The organism is Nocardioides sp., from assembly GCF_036374615.1.
Taxonomy (GTDB): domain Bacteria; phylum Actinomycetota; class Actinomycetes; order Propionibacteriales; family Nocardioidaceae; genus Nocardioides.
The window spans coordinates 1-22,230 of record NZ_DASUTK010000021.1 but is presented as its reverse complement, the minus strand read 5'-3'; the positions used below and the strand labels follow the sequence as shown (position 1 = coordinate 22,230).

General features: G+C 69.9%; 20 protein-coding genes. 3 read left to right on the top strand and 17 right to left on the bottom strand.

The genetic code is table 11. The annotated features are described in order from the left end of the window. Positions 1 to 12: 12 nt before the first annotated feature. The 12 genes from VFZ39_RS01335 to dop form a co-directional block, all read right to left on the bottom strand. Positions 13 to 423 (bottom strand): hypothetical protein, encoded by a 411-nt coding sequence (locus tag VFZ39_RS01335; RefSeq protein WP_330863917.1) that lies wholly within the window; start codon positions 421 to 423, stop codon positions 13 to 15. Then, on the bottom strand, positions 420 to 1,190 hold the full coding sequence (gene tatC, locus VFZ39_RS01330; RefSeq protein WP_330863916.1) for a twin-arginine translocase subunit TatC: 771 nt from the start codon (positions 1,188 to 1,190) through the stop codon (positions 420 to 422). Before tatC ends, VFZ39_RS01335 begins: the two co-directional genes overlap by 4 nt. Before the next feature lie 78 nt (positions 1,191 to 1,268). Next, a complete protein-coding gene (gene tatA, locus VFZ39_RS01325; RefSeq protein ID WP_330863915.1) occupies positions 1,269 to 1,547 on the bottom strand; it encodes a Sec-independent protein translocase subunit TatA in 279 nt (92 codons plus the stop codon). A gap of 38 nt (positions 1,548 to 1,585) precedes the next feature. Then, on the bottom strand, positions 1,586 to 2,569 hold the full coding sequence (locus tag VFZ39_RS01320; RefSeq protein WP_330863914.1) for a helix-turn-helix transcriptional regulator: 984 nt from the start codon (positions 2,567 to 2,569) through the stop codon (positions 1,586 to 1,588). Next, the gene (locus tag VFZ39_RS01315; RefSeq protein WP_330863913.1) at positions 2,566 to 3,537 is read right to left on the bottom strand and encodes a helix-turn-helix transcriptional regulator; all 972 of its coding nucleotides are present in this window, start codon (positions 3,535 to 3,537) and stop codon (positions 2,566 to 2,568) included. Before VFZ39_RS01315 ends, VFZ39_RS01320 begins: the two co-directional genes overlap by 4 nt. A 13-nt stretch (positions 3,538 to 3,550) precedes the next feature. Beyond that, positions 3,551 to 4,504, bottom strand: a complete 954-nt coding sequence (locus VFZ39_RS01310; protein ID WP_330863912.1) for an FKBP-type peptidyl-prolyl cis-trans isomerase — start codon at positions 4,502 to 4,504, stop codon at positions 3,551 to 3,553. A 106-nt stretch (positions 4,505 to 4,610) separates the two neighbouring features. After that, a complete protein-coding gene (gene pafA, locus VFZ39_RS01305; protein WP_330863911.1) occupies positions 4,611 to 5,972 on the bottom strand; it encodes a Pup--protein ligase in 1,362 nt (453 codons plus the stop codon). A 127-nt stretch (positions 5,973 to 6,099) separates the two neighbouring features. After that, positions 6,100 to 6,732, bottom strand: coding sequence for a hypothetical protein (locus VFZ39_RS01300; RefSeq protein WP_330863910.1), 633 nt, complete (start codon positions 6,730 to 6,732; stop codon positions 6,100 to 6,102). A 683-nt stretch (positions 6,733 to 7,415) separates the two neighbouring features. Further along, on the bottom strand, positions 7,416 to 8,324 hold the full coding sequence (gene prcA, locus VFZ39_RS01295) for a proteasome subunit alpha (protein ID WP_330863933.1): 909 nt from the start codon (positions 8,322 to 8,324) through the stop codon (positions 7,416 to 7,418). A gap of 2 nt (positions 8,325 to 8,326) precedes the next feature. Then, on the bottom strand, positions 8,327 to 9,175 hold the full coding sequence (gene prcB / locus VFZ39_RS01290; RefSeq protein ID WP_330863909.1) for a proteasome subunit beta: 849 nt from the start codon (positions 9,173 to 9,175) through the stop codon (positions 8,327 to 8,329). Then, a complete protein-coding gene (locus VFZ39_RS01285; RefSeq protein WP_330863908.1) occupies positions 9,172 to 9,369 on the bottom strand; it encodes a ubiquitin-like protein Pup in 198 nt (65 codons plus the stop codon). Before VFZ39_RS01285 ends, prcB begins: the two co-directional genes overlap by 4 nt. Positions 9,370 to 9,406: 37 nt before the next feature. Beyond that, positions 9,407 to 10,915 carry a depupylase/deamidase Dop gene (gene dop, locus VFZ39_RS01280; protein ID WP_330863907.1) on the bottom strand — a complete coding sequence of 503 codons (1,509 nt, stop codon included), beginning with the start codon at positions 10,913 to 10,915 and terminating at the stop codon, positions 9,407 to 9,409. 231 nt (positions 10,916 to 11,146) lie between these two features. Here dop and VFZ39_RS01275 point away from each other — a divergent pair, with 231 nt between their 5' ends. After that, positions 11,147 to 11,773, top strand: a complete 627-nt coding sequence (locus VFZ39_RS01275) for a class I SAM-dependent methyltransferase (RefSeq protein WP_330863906.1) — start codon at positions 11,147 to 11,149, stop codon at positions 11,771 to 11,773. 48 nt (positions 11,774 to 11,821) lie between these two features. Here VFZ39_RS01275 and arc read toward each other — a convergent pair whose 3' ends face one another. The 3 genes from arc to VFZ39_RS01260 all read right to left on the bottom strand — a co-directional run bounded on the left by arc (position 11,822) and on the right by VFZ39_RS01260 (position 15,831). Next, the gene (arc, locus tag VFZ39_RS01270) at positions 11,822 to 13,594 is read right to left on the bottom strand and encodes a proteasome ATPase (protein WP_330863905.1); all 1,773 of its coding nucleotides are present in this window, start codon (positions 13,592 to 13,594) and stop codon (positions 11,822 to 11,824) included. 97 nt (positions 13,595 to 13,691) lie between these two features. Continuing rightward, the gene (locus VFZ39_RS01265) at positions 13,692 to 14,663 is read right to left on the bottom strand and encodes a tRNA (adenine-N1)-methyltransferase (protein ID WP_330863904.1); all 972 of its coding nucleotides are present in this window, start codon (positions 14,661 to 14,663) and stop codon (positions 13,692 to 13,694) included. Beyond that, positions 14,656 to 15,831 carry a site-2 protease family protein gene (locus VFZ39_RS01260; RefSeq protein WP_330863903.1) on the bottom strand — a complete coding sequence of 392 codons (1,176 nt, stop codon included), beginning with the start codon at positions 15,829 to 15,831 and terminating at the stop codon, positions 14,656 to 14,658. Before VFZ39_RS01260 ends, VFZ39_RS01265 begins: the two co-directional genes overlap by 8 nt. A gap of 86 nt (positions 15,832 to 15,917) precedes the next feature. Here VFZ39_RS01260 and VFZ39_RS01255 point away from each other — a divergent pair, with 86 nt between their 5' ends. After that, the gene (locus VFZ39_RS01255; protein ID WP_330863902.1) at positions 15,918 to 16,805 is read left to right on the top strand and encodes a RecB family exonuclease; all 888 of its coding nucleotides are present in this window, start codon (positions 15,918 to 15,920) and stop codon (positions 16,803 to 16,805) included. Between the two features lie 164 nt (positions 16,806 to 16,969). Here VFZ39_RS01255 and VFZ39_RS01250 read toward each other — a convergent pair whose 3' ends face one another. After that, the gene (locus tag VFZ39_RS01250) at positions 16,970 to 17,635 is read right to left on the bottom strand and encodes an HAD family hydrolase (protein ID WP_330863901.1); all 666 of its coding nucleotides are present in this window, start codon (positions 17,633 to 17,635) and stop codon (positions 16,970 to 16,972) included. Between the two features lie 2 nt (positions 17,636 to 17,637). Beyond that, the gene (metH, locus tag VFZ39_RS01245) at positions 17,638 to 21,423 is read right to left on the bottom strand and encodes a methionine synthase (RefSeq protein ID WP_414690249.1); all 3,786 of its coding nucleotides are present in this window, start codon (positions 21,421 to 21,423) and stop codon (positions 17,638 to 17,640) included. A 181-nt stretch (positions 21,424 to 21,604) separates the two neighbouring features. Between metH and VFZ39_RS01240 the strand changes: the two genes are divergently transcribed. Further along, positions 21,605 to 22,230, top strand: a 626-nt coding sequence (locus VFZ39_RS01240; RefSeq protein ID WP_330863899.1) for a PAC2 family protein, incomplete at its 3' end; no start/stop codon positions are given.

The following is a 22,230-nucleotide window of genomic DNA, read 5'->3' as shown; positions in this document are numbered from 1 at the left end:
GGGCGAGCCTAGTCACTGACGCCGCGCGGTCCCGATCCGGAGCAGCACCGACCAGTCGTCGCTGGACGCGCCGACCGCCATCGCCAGCCGGGCGATGGCCTCCAGGACCAGGTCCGCGTCGAACCGGCGCCCAGGTACGGCGAGGGTCAGCGCCCCCTCGCGTGACACCAGCAGCACCTGGCCGTGTCGCCACGCCTGATGCGCCCGGGTGCGGACGTCGTCGCTGACGACCGGCACCGGATAGGCCTCGTCGACCGCGAGCAGCGCGCAGCGGAGGCGGTCAACGCCCGAGGTGCGGAGCTGCCCTGACACGAGGTGCCCCGTGCGCAACCCCTCGTCGGACTCCCAGACGACGTCGGGGCCACCCAGCCACTCCGGGAGGTCGAACGGGTCGACGTCGGCGGGCTGCTCACCGTCCGTCACAGTGGAGATGCCTGGTCGTCGTCCCACTCACGCTCGTCCTCGGCCGCGGCGCGGCGGCGGTCGAGGAACCGTGCGATCGCCTCTGAGATCAAGAACAGCATCACCATCGGGATCGCGAGGAACAGCATCGTGAACGGGTCGGTCGACGGTGTCGCGATCGCGGCGAAGATGAAGGTCCCGACCACGACCCAGGCGCGGTGCGCTCCCAGCGCCTTCCCCGGCAGCACGCCGGCCAGGTTCAGCAGCACCACGAACACCGGGATCTCGAAGGCGATCCCGAACACCAGCAGGGTCCGGATCAGGAAGCTGAGGTAGTCGCCGAACTCGACCAGGTTGGTCAGGTCCTCCTGGGTGAGACCGATCAGGAGCTCGAGGCCCTTCGGCAGCGTGAAGTAGCCGACCGCGACGCCGGCCAGGAACAGCGGTCCCGCGACGGCGGCGAACACCCGGGTCCACTTGCGCTCCTTGTCGTGGAGGCCCGGGAGGATGAACGCCCAGATCTGGTAGAGCCAGAGCGGGCTGGTGAGGATGATCGAGGTCGTGCCGCAGAGCTTCAGGTAGAGCATCAACGGACCACCGACGCCGCCGATCGTGGCGATGCTGTCGATGTCGTCGGGCAGCTGGGCGACGGCGTTCTCGTACGGCCGCAGGACCAGGGCGAAGATCGGGTCGAAGAAGAACAGCGCGACGACCATCCCGATGAAGACGATCGTCACGATCTTCAGGATCCGGGCGCGCAGCTCCCGGAGATGGTCGGAGAGGGCCATCCGGCCGTCGGGTCCGACCGGATGGCGAGGCTTGCCTGAGTAGAGGCCTAGGACGCCGGAGATGGACACCGGCGTCTGTCAGCTGGTCGTGCCGTCGCGCTGCTCGCGCACGATCGGGTCGTCGTCGGCCGGTTCGGCGTTACGGGCCTCGATCGCCTTCTGCTCCGGCGTCTTCTGCTCCTCGTCGACGGCATCGTCGTCGTCGACGAGCCCCTTGGTCTCCGCCTTGAAGATACGAAGGGCGCGGCCGCTGCCACGGGCCAGCTCCGGGAGCTTCTTGGCCCCGAAGAGCAGCAGGATCACGAGAACGACGAGGATGAGTTCCCAGCCGCCCGGGATGGCGACGAGTACGTTCATGGTGTGTTCCTCACATCAGGCGTCGGACGTCGTCCATCCTACGCGCCGGGGGTTGCGTACAGGCCCAGCGCCTCCCGCGCCGCGGTCCTGACCGTGTCGGCCCACGCCTGCGGCCGGAGCACCGTGGCGTGCGGTGCCAGGCGCAGCACCAGCCGCTCCAGCCAGCGCCGGTCCCCCACCATCAGGTCGACCTCGAGCGCGCCGTCAGGCTGCCGGCGGACGTCCTCCACCTGGTAGTACTCGACGACCCAGCCTGCCTCGGCGGCCAGCCGCAGCGTGACCCGCTCGCCCTCCACGCCGAAGCCGAAGAGCAGCTCGTTGAGATCGCTGGACGCAGGCGGGTGCACAGCCGGCTCGTCGAGGACGGTTGCGGCGTGGATCCGGTCCAGCCGGAACATCCGGTCGTCCTCGGCGCTGTGGCACCAGGCGGCGAGGTACGACGCGCCGCCGGAGGTCACCACGCCCCGCGGGTCGACCACACGCTCGGTCACCTCGTCCCGCGCGGGGACCCAGTACGTGAGCCGGACCTGCCGCCGATCGCGCACCGCTCCCTCGAGATCGGACTTCAGCCGCGCCAGCGTGGCCTCGCGGGGCTCCACGCCGGGGTCGATCGGCACCGCTCCGGAGGTCGCCTCCTGGAGCTTGCCGAGCACCCGGTCCACGATCTCACGAGTCTCCGGCTGCGCCCCGTTGCGCAGTGCCAGCAGCGCCACCATCACCGCCGTCGCCTCGGTCGCGGTCAGCCGCAGCGGACGTGCCAGGTAGTCGGCGTTCGAGACCCTGATCACGCCGTCGGCCTCCGGACCCTCGAGGGCGTCGAGGTCCACGTCGATCAGGTCGTCCGGGTAGCCGCCCGGCAGGCCGCACATGAAGAGGACCTTGAGGTCCCTGACCACCTGGTCCGCCGGTACGCCGAGCGCGCTGGCGGCATCCTCGACCCTCACCTGGCCGCGGGCGTGCAGGTAGGGCACCAACGTCAGCAGCCGGGCAACCTGCTCGCGGGCCCCTCCGGTGCCGCTCACGAGGCCTCTCCCTGACGGGCCACGGCAGTGAGCCCCGCGACCACGCTCTCGCGGAGCGAGGCCGGCGCCTCGACGTACACGTCGACCGCGTGCGCGAGGACCTCGCCCGTCAGGTCGGCCCCGCCGCGCACGTGGACCCGGTCCCACGCATCGGTGCCGTCCGGCCCGACGACGTCGGTCTCGACGGTCTCTGCCGATCGGCGGAAGGCGTAGCCAGCACCCTGCCGGAGCAGGAGCGTGGCCGACTCCACGCTGGGCGCCGGAGCGAGCCGCCGGGCCACCGCCCGGATGTCGACTCCGGGCGGGATCTCGTAGCCGCCGGGCTGGCCGACCCTGCGGGCCTTGCCGTGGACGCGAGACAACCGGAAGACCCGCTCCTCGCCCCGGTCCTGATCATGGCCCACGGCGTACCAGCGCCCGGAGTAGCGGACGACTCCCCACGGCTCGAGACGTCGGGTTGTCGGTTCCTGGCCGGGGCGCTGGTACTCGAACTCCACGACCTGCCGGTCGCGGGCCGCCTCCCAGAAGACGTCGAACGCCGGCTCGTCGGCACCGAGCCGCGGGCCGACCAGGTCCAGGGCGCCCGCGTCCACCGGCACGCCGGCCGCGGTCAGCTTGCGAACCGCGCCGGTGGTCGCCTCCGCCAGCCGGGCGTGCTCCCAGACCTTGGTGGCGAGCCCGACGACCTGCGCCTCGTCTCCGGTCAGCTCGATCTGCGGCAGCTGGGCCTCGTCGGGCCGGATCCGGTAACCGGGCTCGTCGTCGAAGTACGCGTCGAGCTGACCGACCTCGATCGGGACGCCGAGCGAGCGGAGGTCATCCTTGTCACGCTCGAACATCCGCTCGAAGGCCTCGTCGGTCGAGTCCGGGTACAGCAGCTCGCGCACCCGCTCCTTCGCGATGTAGCGGCGCTGCATGAGCAGCATGATGAGGAGGTTGAGCAGGCGCTCGCTCTTCTCCACCGCCACGGCCCGCTCCGGCTCAGGCTGCGCCGAGGACGTCGACCACGAAGTAGAGGGTGTCGGTGCCCTTGATGCCGGCACCCTTGTTGCCCTCCTCGCCGTAGCCGAGAGCCGGCGGGATCGCCAGGATGACGCGGCTGCCGACGTTCTTGCCCACGAGCGCCTGGTCCCATCCCTTGATCACGCCGCCGGTCCCGATCGCGAACGCCGCGGGGTTGGCCGTGTAGCTCTCGTCGAACGGCTTCTTGCTGTCGTAGACCTGCCCGAGGTAGTTGACCGCGATGGTCTGACCCTGCTCGACCGCCGGGCCCTCCCCCTGGATCAGGGTGGCCTGCTGGAGCTTGCCGGTCGGTGCGGGCGTGCCGGAGAAGTCGAAGCCCGTGGGGGCGGCCCCGTCACCCTGGAACGACGGTGCCCAGGCGGGCGCCTTGAGCTCCTCGCCGTCGACCTCGGCGTCGACCTCGCTGACGATGTCGACCACGGTCAGGATCGAGTCCTTGTTCCCGATGTTCAGCGACGCGTTGCCCTCGGGACCGAACGCGGTCTCGGCGGAGGCGGACAGCGCGATCCGCGAGCCGATCGTGCGGCCGTCGACTGCTTCGAGGAAGAGCGGGCTGAGCGACTTCTCGTCGACCGTGAGCAGCTGCGGCGCGGACGCGTCGTACGTGCTGTAGGCCTTCTTCTGAGTCGTGCCGTTGCCGATCCAGATGTGGGCGAACACCGCGTCGCCGCTCTCCACCTCGTCGCCGTCGCCCTCGGAGACCACCCGGGACTCGACGTCGCCGGCGGCGAGCTCGCCGTCCCAGGTGACCTCGGGATCGCTGCCGACCTCACCCTTGATGTCGATGGACTCGAGCGACGCGGCGCCGCTCGCAGAGCTCTCGCTCCCGGGCTCGCCCGAGTCGTCGCCGCACGCGGCGAGCGAGACGCCGAGCGTCAGCGCGAGGAACAGGGGCAGGGCACGACGAATCACGGAGCAAACACCTTCAGTACGGGATTGGTTGGTCAGACTGCGACGGCTCACCCTAACCCGCGAGTCCAAGGGAACCCTGAGAGGGACCGCCCGGCGCCGAACGGGCTCACATGCCGTCGATCAGGCGCTGCACCCGCTCGTCGTGGGCTCGGAACGGGTCCTTGCAGAGAACGGTGCGCTGCGCCTGGTCGTTGAGCTTCAGATGCACCCAGTCGACCGTGAAGTCACGGCGCCGCTCCTGCGCCTTCCGGATGAACTCCCCCCGCAGCCGAGCCCGGGTGGTCTGGGGCGGCACCGACTTAGCCTCGAAGATCTTGAGGTCGCTCGTCACCCGGGCCACGGCGCCCCGCTTCTCGAGCAGGTAGTACAGGCCGCGGCCGCGGTGGATGTCGTGGTAGGCGAGGTCGAGCTGGGCGATCCGAGGGTGTCCGAGGGGCAGACCCTGCTTCGTGCGGTAGCGCTCGATCAGCTTCCACTTGATGACCCAGTCGATCTCCCGCTCGATCAGGCCGAGGTCGTCGGACTCGACAGCCTTGAGACAGCGCTCCCACAGGTCGAGGCACTGCTCCACCACCGGGCTGTGCAGCTGGCGTCGGTCGACGAAGTCGCGGGCCTTGGTGAGGTACTCCTGCTGGATGTCGAGCGCACTGGCCTCGCGACCGTTCGCCAGCCTGACCTTGCGACGTCCGGTGACGTCGTGGGAGATCTCACGGATCGCGCGGATCGGGTTCTCCATGGTGAGGTCGCGCATCACCACGCCCTCCTCGATCATCCGCAGCACCAGGTCGCAGCTGGCCACCTTGAGCAGGGTGGTCGTCTCACTCATGTTCGAGTCGCCCACGATCACGTGCAGCCGGCGGTAGCGCTCTGCATCGGCGTGCGGCTCGTCGCGGGTGTTGATGATCGGACGGCTGCGGGTCGTCGCGCTGCTGACCCCCTCCCAGATGTGCTCCGCGCGCTGGCTCACCGAGAACGACGCGCCACGCGGCGTCTGGGTGACCTTTCCGGCGCCGACCATGATCTGGCGGGTGACGAGGAACGGGATCAGGACGTCGGCCAGCCGGCTGAACTCCCCCGCACGGCTGACCAGGTAGTTCTCGTGACAGCCGTAGGAGTTGCCTGCGGAGTCGGTGTTGTTCTTGAACAGGTAGATCTCGCCGGCGATGCCCTCGTCGTGCAGGCGCTGCTCGGCGTCGAGCAGCAGCCCCTCGAGCACCCGCTCGCCCGCCTTGTCGTGCGCGACCAGCTCGGTGATGTCGTCGCACTCCGGCGTGGCGTACTCGGGATGGCTGCCGACGTCGAGGTAGAGCCGGGCGCCGTTGCGCAGGAACACGTTGCTCGATCGGCCCCAGCTGACCACCTTGCGGAAGAGGTAGCGGGCGACCTCGTCGGGGCTGAGACGGCGCTGCCCCCGGAACGTGCACGTCACGCCGTACTCGTTCTCGATGCCGAAGATCCGCCGGTCCACGTGGTCAGCCTAGGCCCGGGCTGGGTGTTTGGGTCGGTGTTGTCGAGGTGTGGGTGCGGCGCCGGGTCACCGTTTGGACACAAACGGCCACGACACGCCGAGGAAGTGTGCCGTGTGCGACCAATCGTCAGACGCCGGGTGGTCGTCCCAGCCAGCGGTTCGACACCCGATCCCGACCGGCTTGGGAGAGGCAGGAGGCCGCGACCATGAGACGCCAGGTGCGCAGTCGTCGCGGATCGTGTGCGCGACCGATCAGCCGATCGATCTCCTTGAGCGTCTCGAGGTCACGGATGAGCAGGTCGCCCTTGGTGTACCCGCGACGTTCGTACGGTGTGCCGGCCAGGAACCGCTCGCGGCGGAGATCGCGATGGTGCTGACGCTTCTGGCGATGCACCGCGCCGTCGTACTCCTGGACGAAGGGCGTGCCGACGATCAGCAGGTCCGCGAGGGCGTGCTGCTCCCCGTCGGTGAGCGGAGCCTGCGGCCGCACCGGAACGTCGATCGCCTCGTGAAACAGCCGGAGACAGGTCTCCCACGCAGAGTCGCTCTTGTCCGTGCTGGCTTCCCACGCGCGGCGCAGGGCCACGACACCGGGACGCGACGTCGCCATCACGCCCGTGATCTCCGCAGTGGTCACGTCACGCCGCCGGCGGGCGGCATCGGTGAGGATGACGAGATCGAGGTGGGCGAGGTCGCGGGCCGCGCGGAGCAAGATCTCGGGAGCGGAGTCGACCGGCAGCCCGGCGCGCTGCTCCGGCATCGTGACGTGCGTCAGACGTGACACCTGAAGTCCGGGGCGCCGGGGCCGTTGGTCCAACTGATTCGTGGCCGCGAACACCGGGACGATGTCTGGCAGCTCTGGTAGCCACCACCCCCTCAGTCCTGCGCCGGTCACGTGAGTGAAGCGGGCGTCGTCGGGCAGCACAGCCAGCCAAGCACGTAGTCGGCGGAGCTCCTCCGGCTCGCCGTGGTCGAGGGGGATGCGGGTCTGAAACAGCCCATGGCTCACCCTGAAGTAGTCAGGGTCGCGGACATTTCCTCGTACGACGTCGTGGTCCATGGGCATGGGCGAAGCGTCTGGGATTCCGCGCGGCTAGGACTCCGGCGCTATTCGCCGTTGTGTACAAGGCGTGCTGGAGTGTGCCTGTTCATGGCAGCTGGTCCGACATCCTCGGCGGCGCCCCGGCGCCCGCGCACCCCAGCCACGCATCATGCAACGCAGCACACGGCGCCCCAGTACGCGCGCAGCTCGTCAAGAAAGCCGCACACGACGCGCAGAACGCGGATTTCTGACGCCGCGCCGCCGCACGGACACGCCTGCGGATGCCTCGCGGTCCACGGGCGTCGATTGGGCAGAAACAGCACGCTGACCCGGCGTGTCGTCGCCGTTTGTGTCCAAACGGCAGCCAGGAAGGCCAGCCCACCCCACCGCGGTGAAGAGACTCAGCCGAGCGGGTCGCGCGGGTCGATCGGGGGCGCTACGGGGGGCTCCTGGGGACCGACCGGGTCGGAGGGCGGCGGAGTCGGCTCGCCGGACACCGGGTGCTCCAGCGGCGGGGTCGCACCGCTGGTCTGGTCCGTGGGATCCGCGGGGTTGTCGACACCGCTCGGGCTGACGGCGGCCGACTGGTCGTCGTCCTCGGGCGCCGGCGAGGCCGGGCCACGTTCGCCCAGCATCCGACCGAGGTCGCCGGGGCGGATCCGCCGGAACTTGCGGGGCTGGGTACGGGTCCGGTCGAGGACGGCCACCTCCAGGTCGCTCTCCGGGATCACGCGGTCGGAGGAGTCCGAGTGGCCGAGCGCGCCGACCGCGAGCCGCAGCGCCTCCTCGAGGGACAGCCCCGCCTCGAAGCGTGACTCGAGGAAGCCGGCGACGGTGTCGACCGCGCCGCCCATCACGGCGTACCCCTGCACGTCGGCGACCTGACCGTCGAAGGTCAGCCGGTAGATCTGGTCCTCGGAAGGCGCGTCGCCCACCTCCGCGACGAAGAGCTCCACCTCGTACGGCTTCTCGCCGCCGCTGGAGAAGATCGTCCCGAGCGTCTGCGCGTAGGCCGTGGCGAGACCCCGAGCGGTGACGTCGCGGCGGTCGTAGGCGTAGCCGCGCATGTCGGCGAGCCGGACGCCCGCGATCCGCAGGTTCTCGAACTCGTTGGAGCGGCCCACGGCAGCGAACGCGATCCGGTCGTAGATCTCCGCGACCTTGTGCAGGGCACGAGACGGGTTCTCGCAGGCGAACAGGATCCCGTCGGCGTACTGCACTGCGACCACCGAACGGCCGCGCCCGATGCCCTTGCGGGCGAAGTCCGCCCGGTCCTTCATCAGCTGCTCGGGCGAGACGTAGAACGGCATGCTCACGCGCGGTCACCCCCGGTCAGCTGTGCCGCAGGCCCGTCGGGACGGGTCATCCGGCCGGCGATCATCCGGTCGGCGATCTCGGCGACCGCCGCGTCGGGCATCCGCTCGCCGCCGTCGCGCGTGACGAGGTGCACGACCGGGAAGATCCGTCGCGTGAGGTCCGGCCCGCCGGTGGCGGAGTCGTCGTCAGCGGCGTCGTACAGCGCCTGGACGACGACCTCGACCACCTCGGTCTGGCTCAGGTCGTCACGGTAGAGCTTCTTGAGCGCGCCCCGCGCGAAGAGCGATCCCGAGCCGACGGAGTGGAAGGCGGTCTCCTCGTAGCGGCCCCCGGTCACGTCGTAGCTGAAGATCCGGCCCTGGTCCTGGACGAGGTCGTAACCCGCGAAGAGCGGTACGGCGGCGAGGCCCTGCATCGCGAGCCCGAGGTTGGCGCGGATCAGCGCTGCGAGGCGGTTCGCCTTGCCGTCCATCGACAGCGTGATGCCCTCGATCTTCTCGTAGTGCTCGAGCTCGGTCTGGAACAGACGCACCAGCTCGACGCCGATGCCCGCGGTGCCGGCGATGCCGACGATGGAGTACTCGTCGGCGGGGAAGACCTTCTCGATGTCGCGTTGGGCGATTACGTTGCCCATCGTGGCCCGCCGGTCTCCCGCCATCACCACCCCGCCCGGGTACGTCGCGGCGACGATCGTCGTCGCGTGCGGCGACAGGTCGGCGGCATGCCCCTGCGGAAGCGCCCGGCGCGAGGGCAACAGCTCGGGGGCGGCACCGGCCAAGAACTCGGAGAACGAGGAGGAACCGGGCTGGAGGAACGCAGCGGGCAGGCGCGGCTCGTCGCTCACTGTCCGCCCTTCTGGATGAAGGACTTCACGAAGTCCTCGGCGTTGCTCTCGAGGACGTCGTCGATCTCGTCGAGGATCGCGTCGACATCGTCGTCCAGCGCTTCCTTGCGCTCGGAGACGTCGCTGTCGATGTCCACCTCGGGAGCAGCCTCGTCCTCCGAGGCCTTGCGAGGTTGCTTCTGCTCCTGTGCCATACCCCGACCCTATCGACTCAGGCCAGCCGGTGGGCGGCTACCGCGTCAGAGCGCGGACGAGTTCCTCCGCGGTGTCACAGCGGTCGATCAGCTCCCCGACGCTGGCCCGGCTGCCACGGAGCGGGTCGATGGTCGGAACCCGCTGCAGGGACTCGCGGCCCGGCAGGTCGAAGATGACCGAGTCCCAGGACGCGGCGGCGACGCTGTCGGCGTACTTCTCGAGGCAGCGGCCCCGGAACCAGGCGCGCGTGTCCTCCGGCGGGTCGTGCATCGCGGCCTCCACCGAGGCGTCGTCGAGGAGCCGCTCGATCCGGCCCATGGCCGCGAGCTTGTGGTACAGGCCCTTCTCGGGCCGGACATCGGCGTACTGCAGGTCGATCAGCTGCAGCTTGGCATCGCTCCACTCGAGGCCATCGCGGTCGCGATAGTGCTCGAGGAGCTTCAGCTTCGCCACCCAGTCCAGCTCGGTGGCGCACTCCATCGGGTCGCGCTCGAGGCGGGTCAGGACCGACTCCCAGCGCGCGAGCACGTCGAGCGTCTGCGGGTCGGCGTCCGAACCGAGCCGATCCTCCACGAACTTCTTGGCCAGGTCGAGATACTCCAGCTGCAGCTGCACCCCGGTGAGGCTGCGCCCGTCGGTAAGGGTCACGCGGTGCTGCAGCGTCGGGTCGTGGGAGATCGCCCGCAGCCCGGCGACCGCCCCGTCGACGGTGAGGTCCCGGTCGAGGAAGCGGGCCTCGATCATGGAGAGCACCAGCGCCGTCGTGCCGACCTTGAGGTACGTCGACACCTCGGCCAGGTTGGGGTCGCCGAGGATCACGTGCAGCCGGCGGTAGCGCTCGGGATCGGCGTGCGGCTCGTCGCGGGTGTTGATGATGGGACGCTTGAGGGTGGTCTCGAGACCGACCTCGACCTCGAAGAAGTCGGCCCGCTGGCTGATCTGGTAGCCGTGCTCGCGCGCGTCCTGGCCGATCCCGACGCGGCCCGCCCCACACACCACCTGACGCGAGACGAAGAACGGCGTGAGGTGGCGGACGATGTCACCGAAGGGCGTGCTGCGCCGCATCAGGTAGTTCTCGTGGGCCCCGTAGGAGACACCCTTGTTGTCGGTGGTGTTCTTGTAGAGGTTGACGGGCGACCCGTTGGGCAGCGCGGAGGCCCGGCGGGACGCGTCGAGCATCACCTGCTCCCCCGCCTTGTCCCACCGCACCAGGTCGAGCGGCGTGGTGACCTCGGGCGTGGAGTACTCCGGGTGGGCGTGGTCGACGTACAACCGTGCCCCGTTGGTGAGGATGACGTTGGCGAGCCCGAGGTCCTCGTCGGTGAGCTGGCTCGGGTCGGCCACCTGGCGTGACATGTCGAAGCCGCGGGCATCGCGCAGCGGCGACTCCTCCTCGAAGTCCCATCGAGCGCGCCGCGCCTTGACTGTCGCGGACGCGTAGGCGTTGACCACCTGCGAGGACGCGACCATCGGGTTCGCGAGCGGCTGACCGGGGATCGAGATGCCGTACTCGACCTCCGTCCCCATCACGCGCCGGACGCTCATGTCACGAGCCTAGTTGGTGGACGGCAATCCCTCGCCGGGGCACACCACACCGTTCTCGAAGGACCGGCTCAGACCTGCGCCCTCGGTCCAGGCCCCTTCGCTGCGTCGTGACTCAGCGCTTGCGCAGCTTCGGCACCAGGAAGAGCAGCACCAGCACGACGGCGACGATGATCAGGATGGTCTTCATGTCCGGAACCTATCGGCCCGCGGGGTCGGTCTAGGCTCACCCGCATGGGTGTCTGGGGTGACCGCGTCGTGCCCCGCCTGACGGACCGGTCACTCCGCAAGCCGGCGATCGGGGAGCTTCGCGCCGGGGCCTGCGCCCCGCTGGCGGGTCGGGTGCTGGAGCTCGGCTTCGCCGGGGGCCTCAACATCAGGTTCTATCCGCCCGCCGTCACCTCGGTGTCCGCGGTGGAGCCGTCGGAGGTCGGGTGGGGCCTCTCGGAGCGTCGCCGGGCGCGGACCGACATCCCGATCGAGCGGCGAGGACTCGATGGCCAGCGGCTCGACGAGGCGGACGCGTCGTACGACTCGGTGCTGTCGACGTTCACCCTCTGCACGATCCCCGACCCGTCGCTGGCCCTCGCGGAGGCGCGGCGGGTGCTGCGGTCCGGCGGCGTGCTGTGCGTGCTCGAGCACGGTCTCGCACCGGACGCCCGGGTCGAGAGCTGGCAGCAGCGGATGGAGCCGTTGCAGCGCCGGTTCGCCGGCGGCTGTCACCTGACGCGCGACATCGAGGGCCTCGTGACCGAGGCCGGCTTCGAGGTCACGCACCTGGAGACCGCCTATCTCGACGGTCCCGCCCTCTCGCGGCCCTGGACCTACGTGTACCTGCTCACCGCACGCCGGCAGGGTTGAGGCGCGGCACTCCTGCTGAGCCCCGGGGGACTGCGGTGGTCTCGGCGGCTACAGGTACTGACCGGTGTTGGAGACCGTGTCGATCGACCGCCCCGGCTCGGTGCCCTGCTTGCCGGTGATGAGAGTACGGATGAAGACGATCCGCTCCCCCTTCTTGCCGGCGATCTGCGCCCAGTCGTCGGGGTTGGTGGTGTTCGGCAGGTCCTCGTTCTCCTTGAACTCGTCGAGACACGCCTGCATCAGGTGCTGGACCCGGATGCCGCGTTGGTCGTGCTCGAGGAAGTCCTTGATGGCCATCTTCTTCGCGCGGTCGACGATGTTCTGGATCATCGCGCCCGAGTTGAAGTCCTTGAAGTACAGGACTTCCTTGTCGCCGTTGGCGTAGGTGACCTCGAGGAACTGGTTCTCCTCGGACTCGGTGTAGATCCGCTCGATCGTGCGCTGCACCATTCCCGCTGCCGTCGCCTTGGTGTCGCCACCGAACTCCGCGAGGTCGTCGGGGTGCAGCGGCAGGTTGGGCGTGAGGTACTTGCTGAAGATGTCGCGTGCCGACTCGGCGTCGGGCCGCTCGATCTTGATCTTCACGTCGAGCCGGCCGGGTCGCAGGATGGCGGGGTCGATCATGTCGGGCCGGTTCGTGGCCCCGATGACCAGCACGTTCTCGAGCGCCTCGACACCGTCGATCTCGCTCAACAGCTGCGGCACGATGGTGTTCTCGACATCGGAGGAGACCCCCGAGCCGCGGGTACGGAACAGCGAGTCCATCTCGTCGAAGAACACGATCACCGGCGTGCCGTGGCTCGCCTTCTCACGCGCTCGCTGGAAGACCAGCCGGATGTGCCGCTCGGTCTCGCCGACGTACTTGTTGAGGAGCTCCGGGCCCTTGATGTTCAGGAAGTACGACTTGCCCTCCTGTCCGACCCGGTCCTGGGAGTGCCGGGCCGCCACCTTCTTGGCCAGCGAGTTGGCGACCGCCTTGGCGATCAGCGTCTTGCCGCACCCGGGCGGGCCGTAGAGGAGCACACCCTTGGGCGGCTTGAGCTCGTGCTCCTTGAAGAGGTCGGGGTGGAGGTAGGGCAGCTCGACCGCGTCGCGGATCTGGTCGATCTGGTTCATCAGGCCGCCGATCGCGTCGTACGCGATGTCGGGGACCTCCTCGAGGACCAGCTCCTCGACCTCGGACTTCGGGACCCGCTCGTAGACGTAGCCGGCGCGACCCTCCAGCAGCAGCGAGTCTCCGGCCCGCAAGGTGGTGCCGCGCAACGGCTCGGCGAGCCGGACGACGCGTTCCTCGTCGGCGTTGGCGATCACGAGGGCGCGCTCGCCGTCGGCGAGCATCTCCTTGAACATGACGACCTCGCCGACCTCCTCGAACTCGAGGGCGGCGACGACGTTGAGCGCCTCGTTGAGCATGACCTCCTGGCCCCTGACCAGGGCGTCGAGGTCGACGTTCGGGCTGACGTTGACCCGCAGCTTGCGGCCGCCGGTGTAGACGTCCACGGAGTCGTCCTCGTGCCGGCTGAGGAACGTGCCGAATCCGGCCGGCGGCTGCGCGAGCCGGTCGACCTCCTCCTTCAGCTTCGTGATCTGGTCGCGGGCCTCGCGCAGCGTCTGGGCGAGGCGTTCGTTCTGGGCCGTGACGGCGGAGAGCGACCGCTGGGTGTCGGCGAGCCGCAGCTCCTGGGCGCGGGAGTGCCCGGGGGCGTCTCCCAGCCTGCGGCGGAGGTCCGTCACCTCGGCCTCGAGGAAACGCACCTGTTGAGCGAGCTCGTCGGGCGACCGGCCGGACGTGCTCGGTGGCTGTCCTTCGGTGGACGACATCGGTGTCACCTCCCAACGACGACCCTACCCGCGCGCCGGTGCGACGGCAGGTCTTCCGCCGCGCGCCGGATCACGATTTGGGACGCCGTGCGGCCCTTCAGTCCGCGAACGGCTCGTCGAGGACCTGGGGCGGCAAGTCGGCCGGGCGCGGCCCGAGGTAGTCGGGTCCGTAGGCGCCCGGCGCGGGGCGGCGCTTCTTCGCCGGCGCCCTCTCCCCCGCAGCCATCCGGCGCGCGGTGACGAGGAACGCGGTGTGACCGATCATCTTGTGCCCCGGGCGGACCGCCAGTCCCTCGACGTGCCAGTCGCGGACCAGTGACTCCCAGACGGCGGGCTCGGTGAAGCCGCCGTGGGCACGTAGCGTCTCGACGTAGCGCGACAGCTGGGTCGTGGTCGCGACGTACCCGCACACGATCCCGCCGGGGCGCAACGCCCCGGCCACTGCCTCCACGCACTCCCACGGCGCCAGCATGTCGAGGATGACGCGGTCGACCCGCCGCCCGGAACGCGGCAGCTCCTCGGCGAGGTCGCCCAGGTCCAGTCGCCACGCCGGGTGGGTCTCGCCGTCTCGGGTACCGAAGAACTGAGTCACGTTGCGCCGTGCGACCTCCGCGAACTCCTCCCGCCGCTCGTACGACGTGACGGACCCGTGCGGACCGACCGCGCGGAGCAGCGAGCAGGTGAGCGCTCCGGAGCCGACACCGGCCTCGACCACGTCAGCTCCGGGGAAGACGTCGGCCATGGCGACGATCTGAGCCGCGTCCTTCGGGTAGACGACGGCTGCGCCGCGTGGCATCGAGACCACGAACTCCGACAGCAGCGGCCGGAACACCAGGTAGCTGCCGCCGGCGGACGACATGACCGTGAAGCCCTCCTCACGCCCGATCAGCTCGTCGTGGTCGAGGTGGCCCTTGTTGGAGAAGAAGCGCTTGCCCGGCTCGAGGCAGATGTTGTGGCGGCGCCCCTTCGAGTCGGTGAGCCGCACCCACTCCCCGGCCCGCAACGGACCGCGGTGCACGCCGGACCAGGCCTCGGGCGGGACGTCGGGCGGGACGACCTCCTCAGGCACGTGCCCCGCCCTCGCGGAACGCGCGGTCGACGTCGGCGGTCGACAGGACGCCGTAGATGGCACCGTCGGGCTCGACCAGCAGGTACTCGTCGGCCGGCGTCCGGGTGATCGCGAGGACCAGCTCCTCACCGGTGATCGTGGCGGGCAGCCGGAGCCCCGCGTCCAGCGTGCGGCTGACGGTCGACACCGGGACCCACGGCCGGCGGTCCTCCGGGGTGGCGAGAACCGCGGCCTCGCTGACCACGCCGACCGGGTGGCCGGACGTCGTGACCGTCACGATGCTGCCGGCCCGGGCCTCGTTGGCGCGCCGGACGGCTTCGGCGAGCGGCAGGTCGTCGGGGACCGTGATCGTGCGCCGGGCGAGGTTTCGGGCGACCAGCGAGGGCATCCGGCGGCGCAGCTTCGCCGAGGTCATCGCCGAGGTCGCCCCGCTCCACAGGAAGAGCGCGATCACGAAGGCCAGCACGTAGTCGACCACGTCGGCCGGGCGGTCCACGATGCGCTGGATCAGTAGCGGGTAGAACAGCGCGGCCACCGCGGTCAGGCGACCGCCCCAGCCGGCCACGATGGTGCCGGTGTGCATGCTGCCGGTGAGCCGCCAGATCCCCGCGCGCAGCACCCGGCCGCCGTCCAGCGGCAGCCCCGGTACCAGGTTCAGACCGCCCACCAGCAGGTTCGCGAGGGCGAGCCCCCCGGTGGCGAGGGAGATCAATCCGCCCGGAGAGACCAGCCAGAGACCCGCGCCGACCACGCCGACCGCCAGGGAGGTGATCGGCCCGACGACGGCGATCAGGAACTCCTCCTTCGGGCGTCGAGACTCGCCCTCGATCGCGGTCATGCCGCCGAGGAAGTGGAGCGTGATCGAGCTGACCGGGAACCCGAACCGACGCGCCATCATGGCGTGGGAGACCTCGTGCAGCAGCACCGAGACGTAGAGGATCACCGCGAAGGCGAGTCCGGCGACGTACTTGAGGCCGCCGAGCCCGGGCTGGGCCTCGTCGATCACCGGGGCGAGGACGAACGCGATCAGGGCCGCGACCACGAACCAGGACGTCGTGACCAGGACGTCGCTGCCGCCGATGGTGCCGATCCGGAAGGTCCCGGGAGGACGCGCACGTCCGCTGGTTCCCGCGTGGGAGCCGGGCGTGGATCGGTCGCGGTCAGGCACACCTCGAGGCTATCCGAACCCCCGGCACGCGCCGGCGCGCGGCGGGCCGCCCCGGGACTGTCGGTGGCCGCTCCTAGGCTGATCACATGACAGTCGGGGAGTCGCCGTCGATCCCGCTCTCCACGCCCGTGGACGGCGTGGACGTGCTCGGTGCGATCTCTCCGAGCCGCGCGGGCGACTTCATGGCCTGCCCGCTGATGTACCGGTTCCGCACGATCGACCGCCTGCCCGAGCCGTTCAGTCCCGACGCGGTCCGCGGCACGCTGATCCACAAGGTGCTCGAGGATCTCTTCGACCTGCCGGCCGGCGACCGCACGCCCGACCACGCTGAGGCGATGCTGGTGCCCGCCTGGGAGTCGCTGCTCGAGGCCGAGCCCACCCTTGCCGAGATGTTCACCGGCGAGGGGGCCGACGTCGCTGCCTGGCTCGCGACCTGCCGCGGCGTCCTCGAGCGCTACTTCTCGCTGGAGGACCCCCGCCTCCTGGAGCCCGCCGAGCGTGAGCTGTACGTCGAGGCGCTGCTCGACAGCAAGCTGCTGCTCCGCGGCTTCGTCGACCGGCTCGATATCGCGCCGGACGGGCGGATGAGAGTGGTGGACTACAAGACGGGCGGGGCGCCTGGTGAGGGCTGGGAGGCCAAGGCCCTGTTCCAGATGAAGTTCTACGCCCTCGTGCTGTGGCGCACCCGCGGCGTGGTCCCCGCCATGCTGCAGCTGGTCTACCTCGGCAGCGGCGAGATGATCCGGTACGTCCCCGACGAGCAGGACCTGCTCGCCACGGAGCGCAAGGTGGAAGCCATCTGGCAGGCGATCGCGCGGGCGACCGAGTCCGGCGACTGGCGCCCGAACCGCTCGCGGCTGTGCGACTGGTGCTCCTTCCAGGCGCTGTGCCCCGAGTTCGGCGGGACACCGCCGCCGTTGCCCCTCCGCGAGCCGGCCGACCCCGGCGAGCTCACGGCCGAGGACGTCGACTGACTCCTGGCCCTTCCCGCCCCCGCCGTTGATTCGCGCGCCCGCGGCAGTTCAGTCGCGCACCTGCGGCTGTTCGATCGCGGATCTGCGGCGTACGAGGCCGGGAGGCCGCACATCCGCGACTCGAGTGCCGCGAACACACGAATCAACGGGCCTGGTGCCGCGAACTAGCCGAGCGAACCAAGGGCGGCCAGGTCGGCCACGTCGAGGTCGGCCAGTGAGTCGCGGAACACCCGGCGGTCGCCGTCCAGGACCGGGACGTGGTTCGGCACCACGAGGACCAGGCAGCCCGCGGCCTCGGCGGAGCGGGCGCCGGTGTTGGAGTCCTCGATGGCCAGGCAGTCGGCCGGGTCCAGCCGCAGCTCGCGGGCGGCCTTGAGGTAGGGCTCAGGGTGGGGCTTGCCGTGACTCACGATGTCCCCGGTCACGACCACGTCGAACGTGCCGTCGGGCAGCGTGGCGAGGACCGGCGCGACGAATCGCCGGTACGACATCGTGACCAGGGCGCGCGGGACGCCGGCATCGGCGAGCTCGGCCAGCAGTTCGCGCGCTCCCGGCCGCCACGGAACGGCCTCGCTGACCCGCGCCACCACGCCGTCGAGCAGCTTCTCGACGATCTCCGAGGGCTCGAGGCCGATCCCCATGTGCTCGCGGATGTACCGACCGGACTCGAGCAGGTCGAGCCCGACGAGGTTGAGCGCCTGCTCTGTCGACCACGTGCCACCGTGCTCCTCGGCGAGCGCGAACTCCGACGCGATCCAGTAGGGCTCGGTGTCGACGAGGGTGCCGTCCATGTCCCAGAGGACCGCGGCCGGCCACCGATCGTCCGGCACGCTCAGTCCTCCGGGTCGTAACCGAGGTTGGGTGAGAGCCAGCGCTCTGCCTCGCTGAGCGTCCAGCCCTTGCGCTCGGCATAGTCGGCCACTTGGTCGCGACCGAGCCGGCCGACCACGAAGTACTGCGACTGCGGGTGGGAGAAGTACAGGCCGGACACCGACGCTCCCGGCCACATCGCCATCGACTCGGTGAGCTCGATGCCGGTGGCGTTCTCGACGTCCAGCAGCCGCCACAAGGTGTGCTTCTCGGTGTGGTCGGGACACGCCGGGTAGCCCGGAGCCGGGCGGATGCCTTGGTACTGCTCCTTGATCAGGTCGGTGTTGGCGAGCTTCTCGTCGGGCGCGAAACCCCAGAGCTCCTTGCGGACCCGCTGGTGCAGGCGCTCGGCGAACGCCTCGGCCAGCCGGTCGGCCACGGACTCCAGCAGGATCGCGTCGTAGTCGTTGAGCGCCGCCTTGAACTCCGCGATCTTGTCCTGGACGCCGAGGCCGGCGGTGACCGCGAACCCGCCCACGTAGTCGCGGAGCCCGGTCTCACGCGGGGCCACGAAGTCCGACAACGCCCGGTTCGGTACGCCGGAACGGTGCTCTCCCTGCTGACGCAGTGTCCGCAGCACCGCCGTGGGCTCGTCCCTGTCTTCGGTCAGGTAGACGTGGATGTCATCGCCGACGCTGTTCGCGGGGAAGAGACCGATCGTCCCGTTCGCGGTCAGCCAACCCTCCCCGACGATCCGGTCCAGCATCTGCTGGGCGTCGTCGTAGAGCTTCCGGGCGGTCGGCCCGCTCGACGGGTTGTTGAGGATGTCGGGGAAGGACCCCTTCATCTCCCACGCGTTGAAGAACGGCTGCCAGTCGATGTAGCGGCGCAGCTCAGCCAGGTCGTAGTGGCGGAACACCCGCAGGTGCTGGGTCTCCCCGCGCCGGCCGATGATCGGGGACACGTCGCGCTCCTGCTGGAGCAACAGGTGCGGTCGCGGCGGACGGTAGCCCGTCCAGTCGATCGGGGTCGCGTTGGCCCGAGCCGCCTCCAGCGTCACCATCGGCCGGTCGTGCTTGGCGGCGTGCCGCGCCCGCAGGCTGTCGTAGTCGGTGCGGATGTCGGCGAGCAGCTTTTCCCGTTGCTCGGAGTGCAGCAGCGCCGCCACGGTCGGAACCGACCTGGAGGCGTCCTTGACCCACACGACCGGTCCGTCGTACTTGCCGTCGACCTTGACCGCTGTGTGGGCACGCGAGGTGGTGGCACCGCCGACGAGCAGCGGGATCTCGAACCCCTGTCGCTGCATCTCGGACGCCATCGTGACCATCTCGTCGAGCGACGGGGTGATCAACCCGGACAGCCCGATCGCGTCGGCCTCGACCTCACGCGCGGTGTCGAGGATCTTCTGGGGTGGCACCATCACGCCGAGGTCGATCACCTCGTAGTTGTTGCACTGCAGAACGACGCCGACGATGTTCTTGCCGATGTCGTGAACGTCGCCCTTCACGGTCGCCATCACGATCGTGCCGTTGGTGTCCTTCTGCGTCGCGAGCGCGGGGTCCTTCGCCTTCTCTGCCTCGATGAACGGGATGAGGTAGGCGACCGCCTTCTTCATGACGCGCGCGCTCTTCACCACCTGCGGCAGGAACATCTTGCCCGCGCCGAAGAGGTCGCCGACGACGTTCATGCCGTCCATCAGCGGCCCCTCGATGACCTCGATCGGGCGCCCGCCGCGAGCTTCGATCTCTGCGCGCAGCTCCTCGGTGTCGCTCTCGACGTAACTGTCGATGCCCTTCACGAGGGCGTGCGTGATCCGCTCCGACACCGGGAGCTCGCGCCACTCCTCGGCGGCCGCCTCGACCTCGGCCGAGGCGCGGTTGTAGCGCTCCGCGATCTCGAGCAGTCGCTCGGCGGCATCAGGTCGCCGGTTGAGGACGACGTCCTCGATCCGCTCCCGCAGCTCGGCGTCGACCTGGTCGTAGACGGTCAGGGCACCCGCGTTGACGATGCCGAGGTCGAGCCCGGCCTCGATCGCGTGGTACAGGAAGACCGCGTGGATCGCCTCACGCACGGGGTTGTTGCCCCGGAACGAGAAGCTGACGTTCGAGATGCCGCCCGACACCAGCGCGCCTGGCAGGTTCTGCTTGATCCAGCGGGTCGCCTCGATGAAGTCGCTGCCGTACGCCGCGTGCTCGTCGATCCCGGTCGCGACCGCGAACACGTTCGGGTCGAAGATGATGTCCTCCGCCGGGAACCCGACCTGCTCGGTCAGGATCCGGTAGGCACGCTCGCAGATCGCCTTCCGCTTCTCCAGGGAGTCGGCCTGGCCGTTCTCGTCGAAGGCCATCACGACGGCGGCTGCGCCATACCGAAGGCACAGCCGGGCATGTTCGACGAACTGCTCCTCGCCCTCCTTGAGCGAGATCGAGTTCACGATCGGCTTGCCCTGGACGCACTTGAGGCCGGCTTCGATGACCTCCCACTTGGAGGAGTCGACCATCACCGGCACGCGACAGATGTCCGGTTCGCTGGCGATCAGCTTCAGGAACCGCTCCATGGCCGCGACACCGTCGATCATCCCCTCGTCCATGTTGACGTCGATGACCTGGGCGCCGTTGTCGACCTGCTGGGCGGCGACCGTGAGCGCGGTGTCGTAGTCGCCGTCCTTGATCAGCGTGCGGAAGCGTGCCGAGCCGGTGATGTTGGTCCGCTCCCCCACGTTCACGAAGAGGCTCTCCTCGTCAATGGTGAACGGCTCCAGGCCGGACAGCCGCATCGCGCGCCGCGGCTGCGCCGGAACCCGCGGCTCGGCGCCCTTGGCCGCGGTCGCGATCGCCGAGATGTGCTCAGGCGTGGTGCCGCAGCAGCCCCCGACCAGGTTCACCAGCCCACTGGTCGCGAAGTCGCCCAGCACCACCGCCATCTGGTCCGGCGTCTCGTCGTACTCGCCGAACTCGTTGGGCAGACCCGCGTTGGGGTGCGCGGCGACGAAGCAGTCCGCGATCCGCGACAGCTCCGCCACGTAAGGGCGCAGGTCAGCGGCGCCGAGGGCGCAGTTGAGCCCCACCAGCAGCGGGCGCACGTGCCGCACGCTGTTCCAGAACGCCTCGGTCGTCTGCCCCGAGAGGGTGCGGCCGCTGGCGTCGGTGATGGTGCCTGAGATCCACACGGGCCAGCGTCGACCCGCGTCGTCGAAGAGGGTCTCGAGCGCGAAGATCGCGGCCTTGGCGTTGAGCGTGTCGAAGACGGTCTCGACCAGCAGCAGGTCGGCGCCACCGTCGACCAGGCCGCGGGCCTGCTCGAGGTAGGACGCCGCGAGCTCGTCGAAGGTGACGTTGCGTGCTCCGGGGTCGTTGACGTCCGGGGAGATCGACGCCGTCCGGTTGGTCGGGCCGAGCGAGCCGGCGACGTAGCGGGGCTGCTCAGGTGTGGAGTGCTCGTCGGCGGCGTCGCGGGCCAGCGCAGCGGCCGACCGGTTGAGCTCGTAGCAATCGTCCTGGAGCCCGTAGTCGGCCTGGGAGATGCTCGAACCGGTGAACGTGTTGGTGCACACGACGTCGGCGCCGGACGAGAGATAGGCCCGGTGGATGTCGCGGATGATCTCCGGCTGCGTCAGCGACAGCACGTCGGAGTCGCCCTTGAGGTCATGGGTGTGGTCGGCGTACACCGACCCCCGATAGTCCGACTCACCCAGCTGGTGGCCCTGGATCAGGGTGCCCATGGCACCGTCCACTACCAGGATGCGCTCCTGCATCGCGGCGGTGAGCGCGGCCGTCGCATCGGGTCGGTGAGCGGGTTCCGGCACGATTCTCCTTCCGGGCCACGGAATCGGTAGCGGGTGTTCCAGCCTAGGGACGCCGTCCGAGGAGTGGACGGAGCTCCCGGATGGTGACACGACCGCTGGGATCGATCGTGACACTGCCGACGCGCCGGGCGAAATCGTCGGGCATTCGCCACGCCGGTGACCCCAGGATGACTAGGGTGGTTGAGTGATCGAGATCGACGACGCTCCGGACCTGATCGACCCGATCGTGATCGCGGCGTTCGAGGGCTGGAACGACGCGGCCGAGTCGGCCTCCGCGGCGATCGACCACCTGATGCGCGTGTGGGACGCCCGTGTCGTCGGGGCGGTGGATCCCGAGGACTTCTACGACTTCCAGGTCAATCGCCCCATGGTCGGCACCGACGAGAACGGGCACCGCCGGCTGACCTGGCCGAGCACCCGGATCGCGATCGCCTCCCCGGCCGATCTCGACCGCGACCTGATCCTCGTGCGCGGCATCGAGCCGAACATGCGGTGGCGTCAGTTCACCGCGGAGGTCCTGGCGGCGTGCGACGACCTCGGCGGCCAGCTGGTGGTCACCCTGGGTGCGCTGCTCGCAGACACACCGCACACCCGGCCGATCCCGGTGACGGGCACCGCGACCGAGCCGGACCTGGTCGACCGGCTCAAGCTCGAGCAGTCGAACTACGAGGGCCCCACGGGGATCGTGGGCGTCCTCCAGGACGCGTGCAGCCGGCTCGACATCCCCTCCGTGTCGTACTGGGCAGCCGTGCCCCACTACGTCGCGCAGCCACCCTGCCCCAAGGCGACGCTGGCGCTGCTGGGCCAGCT